The 1,023-nt window shown below is 72.8% G+C and carries 1 protein-coding gene; it reads left to right on the plus strand.

Annotation, left to right across the window (positions count from 1 at the left end; genetic code table 11):
* Positions 1-107: 107 nt before the first annotated feature.
* On the plus strand, positions 108-1,023 hold a 916-nt coding region (locus CA983_RS44050), incomplete at its 3' end, for an ABC transporter ATP-binding protein (RefSeq protein WP_167407565.1).

Below are 1,023 nucleotides of genomic sequence, written 5' to 3' on the forward strand. Positions count from 1 at the left end.
ATCCTGACCGTCCCCCCGGCCCAGCCACGATGACCACCCCGACCCCCGATCACGCGGCCCACCCGGGCGCAAGCCGCCCGCCTGGTGCGGCTGCCAGAGTCCGGGACTTGCTGGCGCTGGTCGGCCATCATCGGCGCGCGGTGGGGCTCGCGATCCTGCTCACCCTGGCCGGCACCGGCCTGGAGCTGGCCCAGCCGCTGCTGGCCCGCAAGGCGGTCACCGCCGCGGGCACCGGCGCTTTGCCGTGGCGGCTGATCGCGCTGCTGGCCGCCGTGTTCTGCGCCCAGGCGCTGATCGGCGCGGTCGGCAGGTTCGTGCTGGAGCGCACCGGCGAAGGCATCATGCTCGGGCTGCGCCGGAGCCTGGTGCACCGGCTGCTGCGGCTGCCCATGCCCGCCTATGACCAGCACCGCACCGGGGACCTGGTCGCCCGCACCAGCACCGACACCACCGTGCTGCGCAACGTGATCGCCCAGTCCTTCGTCGACCTGCTCACCGCCGGCATCACCACCATCGGCATCCTCGCCTTGATGATCTGGCTGGACCCGATGCTGTGCCTGCTGGTGCTGGCCACCGTGGTCGTCGCCGCCCTCGTGGTGGCCGGCGCGCTGCGCGGAATGCGCGCCGCCACCGAGCACAGCCAAGCCCACACCGGCGCCATGGCCGCCGACCTCGACCGCGCCCTGACCGCCATCGCCACCGTGCGCTCCAGCCGCGCCGAACACCGCGAGACCAAACGCATCAGCGCCCAGGCCGAAGGCGCCTACCGGTCCGGGGTGCGCGCCGCCAAACTCGCCCACCTCGCCGACCCGGCCATGGACCTGGCCGCCAACGGCGTACTGGTGCTGGTCATGCTCGTCGGCGGCCTGCGGGTAGCCCGCGGGCAGGCCTCCCTGGGCGACCTGGTCGCCTTCCTGCTCTACGCCAGCTACCTCGTCGGCCCGCTGATGACCGCCTTCTACGCAATCACCCACATCCAACGCGGCATGGGCGCCCTGCAACGCATCTGGGACATCCTCACAC

It is taken from the genome of Streptomyces swartbergensis (assembly GCF_002148965.1).
Lineage (GTDB): Bacteria > Actinomycetota > Actinomycetes > Streptomycetales > Streptomycetaceae > Streptomyces > Streptomyces swartbergensis.